This window comes from Paraburkholderia sp. BR10954 (assembly GCF_040965775.1).
Lineage (GTDB): Bacteria > Pseudomonadota > Gammaproteobacteria > Burkholderiales > Burkholderiaceae > Paraburkholderia > Paraburkholderia youngii.
Map to the genome: position 1 here is coordinate 133,335 of NZ_JBFRCK010000024.1, position 7,579 is coordinate 140,913.

The 7,579-nt window shown below is 62.7% G+C and carries 5 protein-coding genes; 3 read left to right on the plus strand and 2 right to left on the minus strand.

Features of this window, described 5'->3' with window-relative positions; translation table 11 throughout:
* Positions 1–13: 13 nt before the first annotated feature.
* The 3 genes from AB4Y34_RS28130 (at position 14) to AB4Y34_RS28140 (ending at position 6,194) form a co-directional block, all read left to right on the plus strand.
* A complete protein-coding gene (locus AB4Y34_RS28130; RefSeq protein ID WP_368717868.1) occupies positions 14–2,215 on the plus strand; it encodes a hypothetical protein in 2,202 nt (733 codons plus the stop codon).
* A 62-nt stretch (positions 2,216–2,277) separates the two neighbouring features.
* Positions 2,278–3,744 carry a flippase gene (locus AB4Y34_RS28135; RefSeq protein ID WP_368717869.1) on the plus strand — a complete coding sequence of 489 codons (1,467 nt, stop codon included), beginning with the start codon at positions 2,278–2,280 and terminating at the stop codon, positions 3,742–3,744.
* Positions 3,741–6,194 carry a glycosyltransferase family 4 protein gene (locus tag AB4Y34_RS28140; protein WP_368717870.1) on the plus strand — a complete coding sequence of 818 codons (2,454 nt, stop codon included), beginning with the start codon at positions 3,741–3,743 and terminating at the stop codon, positions 6,192–6,194. The genes AB4Y34_RS28135 and AB4Y34_RS28140 overlap by 4 nt, the downstream gene beginning before the upstream one ends.
* Before the next feature lie 121 nt (positions 6,195–6,315).
* On the opposite strand, the gene AB4Y34_RS28145 is transcribed toward AB4Y34_RS28140, so the two are convergent.
* Both AB4Y34_RS28145 and AB4Y34_RS28150 read right to left on the minus strand, forming a co-directional pair.
* On the minus strand, positions 6,316–6,606 hold the full coding sequence (locus AB4Y34_RS28145; protein WP_176377781.1) for a contact-dependent growth inhibition system immunity protein: 291 nt from the start codon (positions 6,604–6,606) through the stop codon (positions 6,316–6,318).
* A gap of 10 nt (positions 6,607–6,616) precedes the next feature.
* Positions 6,617–7,453, minus strand: coding sequence for an RNase A-like domain-containing protein (locus AB4Y34_RS28150; protein WP_368717871.1), 837 nt, complete (start codon positions 7,451–7,453; stop codon positions 6,617–6,619).
* Between the last annotated feature and the right edge of the window lie 126 nt (positions 7,454–7,579).

Genomic DNA, 7,579 nt, shown 5'->3' on the forward strand with positions numbered 1-7,579 from the left:
TGGAGGTTCCGCCTTGCGCCGCATCACGTTCAAAAGCTGGTTCGCCCTGACAGCCTGCGCCGCCGGCGTCGTCGCCGCAACGGCCGTTCTGCCGGCTCGCGCCGAAACCGCGTTGAACGCGAAGACCTCATGGATCGGCAACAGCTTTGGCTTCGGCGATGGCACATGGACGCAGATCAACATCACCGCGATCGCGGTCACGCCGGACGGCAAGGTCTATACGAACGCGCCGTGGGATGAAAGCGGCGCCGAAGCGAGCGTCTATCAGGACGGCAAGATGCTCGGCTTCGCGGGTGGCACGCATGGCTGGGGCAACGCCGGCGGCAATGCGATCGCGGTCAACCGCAAATATGCGTTCGTCGCGATCGCGGTCGGCAATGAGAAGGGGCACCTGGTCGAGCCGGGCGTATGGCCGGACAAGGGCAAACAATGGTTCGGCATTTCGCGGCGCCTGATCGGCGAGCCGAAGCGCGTGGCCCCGTTTCAGCCCGCCGCCAAAAACGCGGACCCGCATGCGCAGCTAGCGGCCGGATTTCTGATGATGAACGAAGTGCCGACCGGCACGAACGCGGAGATCGGCGGACTCGCCGCGAACGACACGACGCTGTTCGCGGCCAATACCGCGCGCAATCGCATCGAAGTCTACGATGCCGAGTCGATGCAGCAGAAGGCGACGTGGAGCGTGCACGAGCCTGGACGTCTCGCGCTCGCACCCGACGGCACGCTCTGGGTGCTGAGCGGCACACGCAGCGATCGCGCGCCGGGCATCGAGCATTACGCGGCGACCGGTCAGCGCATCGACGAGAGCATCACGCTGCCGGCCGACACGGTCGCGGTCGACCTCGCCGTCGATGCGCAAGGCCGCCTGCTGATCGCCGACAACGGTCCGCGCCAGCAGGTGCTGTTTTTCACGAAGCGCGACGGCCGCTACACGGCGTCCGGCACGCTCGGCGAGCGCGGCGGCATTTTCAGCGGCGTCGCGGGCAAGCCGGGACCGTTGCGATTCAACGGCTTGACTGGCGTCGGTGTCGATGCGCGCGGCAACGTGTACGTATCGACCAATGGCATCGGTCCGCGTTACGAGCCGATCGGCGCGGGCCTCGGCGCGACGCTCGAAAGCTACGCGCCGGACGGCAAGCGCAACTGGCAGGTCGAAGGGCTGCTGTTCGTCGACGGCGCGTGGATCGATCCGGCCCGGCCCGACAGCGTCTATACCGGCAACAAGCGCTTCGAGCTAGATCTGTCGAAGCCGTCGGGGCAGGACTGGAAATACGCGGGATTCCTGTCGAATCGGTTCAAGTACCCGGACGATCCGGTGTTCCATACCGACCAGTATCCGGGCCTGCCGATCGCGCGGCGGTTGAAGGGGCGCACGTTCCTCTATCTGAGCGACATGTATGCGGACCATCTGAAGATCTATCGCTTCGATCCGCAGCACGACGGCGAGAGCGCGATTCCGTCTGGATTTATCGCAGGCCGCGAGCGCGCGGTCACGAAGGTGCCGAATGCGCCGCCGGGCGGTGACTGGATCTGGCGCGACACGAATGGCGATGGGCAGTTCGAGCGCGACGAATACACGCTGAACACGAGCGGCACGAAGCTCGCGGGCGGCTGGGGGTGGTGGGTCGATACGGCCGGCGACATCTGGCGCACCCGGGATACGAAGGGTATCTATCGCTTCCGTTTCGGCGGACTCGATGCGAAGGGCAACCCTGTCTACTCGTACTCGAACCTGGCGCAGTACCCGGTGCCAGCACCGTTCAGCGAACTGCATCGCGCGATCTACGAACCGGACACCGACACGATGTACGTAAGCGGCTATACGGCCGATATGCCGACCGCGCAGGGCTTCTGGAAGGAAGTAGGGCGTGTGCTGGTGCGCTACGACAAGTGGTCGAGCGGCAAGCCGGTGCAGCGTTACGCGATCGACTTGCCGTGGCAGACGCAGAGCAAGCCGATCGCGACGATCATCGGCGTCACCGTCGAGGGGCAATACGTGTTCGGCGTCGAGCCGGTCGGCGCGGTGCACGTGTGGGACAAGGATAGCGGCAAGGAACTCGGCGTGATCCGGCCGGGCCCCGAAGTGGGCCGCGCGTCGGGCTGGGTCGACGTGCCGAACGGCATCAGCGCGACGAAGCGCGCCGATGGCGAGTACCTGGTGTTCGTCGAGGAAGACGCGCGCGGCAAGGTGCTGATGTATCGCTGGAAGCCTTGAGGTGCGTTGGCCTCGCTGACGCAGCCCCGCACGCAATCTAACCGCAAAACCCGAGGGATTCGATGGACAAAGGCATTCTCCGGAACGTAGCGATCAATTTTTTCGGGCTCGTGCTGCCGACGTTCGTGTCGCTCGTGACCGTGCCGGCGTATATCCGGCTGCTCGGCGTCGAGCGCTACGGTGTGATCAGTCTCGTGTGGACGCTGATCGGCTACTTCGGGATCCTCGATCTCGGCATGAGCATGGCCGCGCAGAACCATATTTCGAAGGCGCGCGCGTCGGGCGATCAGCGGGAAAGCGCGCGCGTGTTCTGGAGCGCGACGTGGCTCAATCTGACGACCGGCGTGGTCGGCGGTTTGATCATCTACTTCGGTGCGTTCCTGTACACCAAGTATTTCACGAAGGTGTCGCCCGAGCTGCAGCACGAAGTGTTTATGGCGCTGCCGTGGCTCGCGGTCGCGATTCCGATCGCGAACGTGTCGTGGGTGTTCGCGGGCGCGATCAATGGCGCGGAACGCTTCGGCGTCTACAACACGAATCAGACCATCGGCACGTTCCTGTTCCAGCTTCTGCCGCTCGGTGCCGCGTTATGGCTCGGCGCGACCTTGCAGAATGTCCTCGCCGCGGCCGTGGTCGCGCGGATTCTCGCGGCGCTGCTGCTCGGCCGCTACGCGCTGAAAGTGCTTGAGATACGCAGCATTGAACCGCCGCGGCTCGGCGTCTCGAAAGGGCTGTTCAACTTCGGCGGCTGGATGCTGATCGCGAGCGTGACGACGATGGTCGCCGATTCGCTCGATCGCGTGATGCTCGGATCACGCCTCGGCGCGCGTTTCGTCACGTACTACACGGTGCCGCAGAATCTCGTCACGCGTCTGAACATCGTGCCGACCGCGCTGGTACGCACGCTGTTTCCGCGGCTGTCGGCGGTCGGTCGCGCGGATGCCGACACGATCACGCAGCAGTCGCTCGAATTTCTCAACGGCGTGTTCACGCCGGTCGCGCTCGTTGCGATGCTGGTGCTCGAACCGTTCCTGCATCTGTGGGTCGGCAACGAGATCGCGACGGTCGCGGCGCCCGTCGGCCGCATCATGATCGTTGCCGTGTGGCTCGTCGGCCAGGCGAACGTGACGCGCATCCTGATTCAGTCACAGGTCAATCCAGCCACCGCCGCGCGCATCGGGCTCGTCGAGTTGCCGCTATTCGCCGGCGCATTGTGGCTCGGGATCACGCATTTCGGGCTGACGGGCGCGGCGGTCGCGGTTTCCGCGCGCGCACTGTTCGACTACGCGGTACTGCTGCATTTCGCGGCGATCCGCGCGCGCCAGATCGTGCTCGACATGCTCGCCCATCTCGCCTTCCTGCTCGCCAGCCTGTGGCTCGCGAGCTTCCTGCCGAGCCTCGCGCTCGCGATCGCCGCCGGTGTGCTGATGGTCGGCGCGAACCTCGCGTGGTCGATCACGATGACGCCCGCCTTGCGCAATCTTGCGCGTTCACTGCTATTGCGACTGAATCCGAGGAAAAGCGCATGAATCACGACGTCCTTGAAAAAAACCTGCTGATGCCTGCGACGCGCAGCGCGCTCGACGAACTGACGAGCGTGCCCGGCATGCAGCCGGCACCGCGCCGTACCGCGCCGCGCTCGAACAAAAACGTGCGCATCGCGATCGTGCACGACTGGCTCGTCACCTACGCGGGCGCGGAGAAAGTGCTCGAGCAGATCATCGCGTGCTTTCCGGACGCGGACCTGTTCAGCCTCGTGGACTTTCTCGACGATCGCAGCTTCCTGCGCGGCAAGCCGGTCACGACATCGTTCATCCAGAAGCTGCCGTTCGCGCGCAGCAAGTACCGCTCGTATCTGCCGCTGATGCCGCTCGCGATCGAGCAGCTCGACGTGTCGGCATACGACGTGGTGATCTCGAGCAGCCACGCGGTCGCCAAGGGCATTCTGACCGGGCCCGACCAGGTGCATATCAGCTACGTGCATTCGCCAATCCGCTATGCGTGGGATTTGCAGCATCAGTATCTGCAGCAGTCGAAGCTGACCAACGGCCCGAAGTCGGCGCTCGCGCGAGTGATTCTGCATTACATGCGCAACTGGGACATCCGCACGTCGAACTCGGTCGACGGCTTCATCGCGAACTCGGCGTTCATCGCGCGACGCATCAAGAAGGTGTATCAGCGCGATGCCCAAGTGATCTTCCCGCCGGTCGATGTCGAGGCGTTCACGCTGTGCACGCGGAAGGAAGACTTTTATCTGACCGCGTCGCGGATGGTGCCGTACAAGAAGATCGATCTGATCGTCGAGGCGTTCGCGCGGATGCCCGAGCGCAAGCTCGTCGTGATCGGCGATGGGCCCGACATGGGGAAGATCCGCGCGAAGGCGGGGCCGAACGTCGAGATCATGGGCTATCAGCCGTTCAAGGTGCTGAAGGACCGCATGAGCCGCGCGAAGGCGTTCGTGTTCGCGGCCGAAGAGGACTTCGGCATTTCGGTGGTCGAGGCGCAGGCTTGCGGCACGCCGGTGATCGCCTACGGCAAGGGCGGGGCGCTCGAGACCGTGCGCGACCTGTCGGAGCCGAAGCCGACCGGCATGTTCTTCGATGAGCAGGATGCCGACTCGATCATCGCGGCCGTGAATCGTTTCGACGAGCTTGGGCACCGGTTCCAGCCCGAGCATTGCCGCGACAATGCCGAGCAGTTTTCGGCCGCGCATTTTCGCGAGCGCTTTTTCGCGCAGGTGCGCGCGGCGGTACCCGCGTTGCGCGACGCGACGCTGCCGCCCTATACGCCGTATCGGGACGGCGCGCAGGACACCGCGAACGTGCCGTGCATCCTCGCGGTCGATCAGAGCGGCGTGCTCGGCGGTGCCGAGCTGTCGCTGCTCGAAATCGTCAAGGCACTGCGCTCGCGCATCGAGGTCGTGCTGTTCGACGACGGGCCGTTCAACACCGCGCTCGCGAAGACCGGCGTCGAGGTCGCGGTGCTCGATGCCGGGGTGCTGAAAAATGTGCGCAAGCAGGGCGGTTCGCTGCCGAAAGCTCAGGCATTGAAGGGGCTCATCTCACTCGTGCGTGCCACCGCGAAACGGGCACGCAATGCCGACGTGATCTACGCGAACACGCAGCGTGCGATGGTGATCGGCGCAGTGGCCGGCAAGCTCGCGAGACGGCCGGTGGTCTGGCATTTGCGCGACATCGTCAGCGCCGAGCATTTCGGCGGCAAGCAGCTCGCGATCATCAAGTGGTGCGCGCGGCTCGGCCTCACGCACGTGATCGCCAATTCGGCGGCGTCGGCGCAGGCGTTCGCGAAGCTCACGCGCTTCGACAACAAACGCATCGACGTCGTGTTCAATGGAATTGCCGCGGAGCCGTTCGACGCGTTGCGCACGGTGCCGCGAGCGGTGCTGCGTGAGCGCCTGAAGCTGCCGGTTGACGCGTTTCTTGTCGGCTCGTTCAGCCGGCTTGCGCGTTGGAAGGGGCAGCATGTGCTGCTCGAAGCGATGGTGCTCAATCCGCAGATGCATGCGGTGCTGGTCGGCGCGGCGCTGTTCGGCGAGGACCAGTACGAAATGGAACTGCGGGCCTTCGTTGCCGCACACGGGCTCGGCGAGCGGGTGCACTTTCTCGGCTTCCAGCACGATATTGCCGCCTGCATGTGCGCGGTCGATGCGGTCGTGCATACGTCGATCACGCCGGAGCCGTTCGGCCGCGTGATCGTCGAGGGGATGCTCGCGCAGCGGCCGGTCGTGGCGTCGCGCGCAGGCGGCGTGCTCGAAATCATCGACGACTACGAGAACGGCGTGCTGTGTACGCCGGGCGATCCGCATGCGCTCGCCGATACGCTTGCCGAATTGCGCTCGAACGGCGACTTGCGTGACAGGCTGGTCGAGAACGGTTATCGGACCGCGCAGGAGCGTTTCGGCACGCGCAGCTATGTGGATGGGGTTGCGGGGATTCTGAAGAGTGTGGCGGGGCAGTAGAGGGGTGTTTTTTACGCGAGGGAAGACAGGGGCTTGGCCAGTCCTTGCTTGGCGTAACGGGGCGAAAGTCGAAGGCTTTCGCTCCGTTTTTTTTGCGCCGCTCTCGCGGGCGACAAGTAGATTACTCGCTCAGAAGGCGCTTCAATTCGTCAAGGAATGAGGCTGTAGTATGGCCCCACAGATTAGGATCAAACCCTGAGCCGTAATCTCTTTCGAACGCAGAATCCAGATCGGACGGATGGTCATTCAAGAACGAATTTATTTCACCAATTATTTCTTTTCGATATTCCGGCGGACTATCATCTATATAGCATGAGACAATTTCAGGGATTGTGTTTCCCCACAAATCAAAATCCTCATTGAAATACGCGCCGAAAAGCTCGTACATTCGGGGGTAGCGGTCAGATAACATTGTCCATCCCTTAGCCGACGTGCGCGGTTAATATGTAATACGGCATATTGTTATACTCTTGAAACTTCAGAACTACCGTAACTTCGTTCATCTTGGTCAGTTCGTTGGTTTTTCTCGTTATCCCATATCCGATATCGCCAGGAACCTTCTTGACCAATGTAAGAGGAACGCGGTTGTTCGGAGATTTCGCCCAACTCTGAATTCTCAAGATATTTGAATTCATTACATCAGATATTGCCAGTTCCGCTACCCGTAGACTATGAAACGATGAAACAACCCTCTTTTGGGGTTCCCGTCTAAGGCGCTCCCGAAGCCACGCCTCATCCTTCTCGACGTGCTTCAGAATTGTATGCCCACCAAGCCCTGGATTAACGGCCCTGGCCTCATGCATTTGCAGATTGATCCGGCCCATCGTGACGCTAGCCACGCGTGCAGCCCTGATCGAGCCAGCGAAACCAAACGGCACGATCATATCGACTGACAGGCCGATATTATTCGCCATGTCGGGACTGGCCTTCATCGCCTCGGCCAGTTTCGTCGTACCTTGCTGGATCAGCGTGGCCGTATCCCGGCCTGTCCAGATTTGGTGTACACCTGCCGACACAGTATCTGAACCATGCCCGCCGAACACAACACATCCGGCCTTGCTTGCCATCGTCGGTTCCGGCAGCACGCAAAGCGCTGCCGCCCCAACCATTTCCAGTACCCCGCCGACTACCTGCAAGCCGCCCCATAGCCGGTTGGAAAGCATTTCGGTGGGGTTGATCGACTGACGGGAGAGCACCGCAGCCAGTTGCGGCGCACTCAGTACCACCCGCACGCCGTCCGAATCGTGTTGATATGACATTATATGAACGCCTCCCGTTTGCTAGGCTTTTGTGCGCTATGACGTGACGTAGGTTGGGCTGCACCTTTATATCCGGCCTTGTTGCAGCCTGTTGGTTGGCTGCGGGCCCCGATGAAATCCGCTGAC

What these genes read in the sequence shown, in the direction of transcription:
- AB4Y34_RS28150 (WP_368717871.1), bottom strand. Translation starts at nt 7,453, where the DNA reads ATGTCATATCAACACGATTCGGACGGCGTGCGGGTGGTACTGAGTGCG.
- AB4Y34_RS28140 (WP_368717870.1), top strand. Translation starts at nt 3,741, where the DNA reads ATGAATCACGACGTCCTTGAAAAAAACCTGCTGATGCCTGCGACGCGC.
- AB4Y34_RS28135 (WP_368717869.1), top strand. Translation starts at nt 2,278, where the DNA reads ATGGACAAAGGCATTCTCCGGAACGTAGCGATCAATTTTTTCGGGCTC.
- AB4Y34_RS28145 (WP_176377781.1), bottom strand. Translation starts at nt 6,606, where the DNA reads ATGTTATCTGACCGCTACCCCCGAATGTACGAGCTTTTCGGCGCGTAT.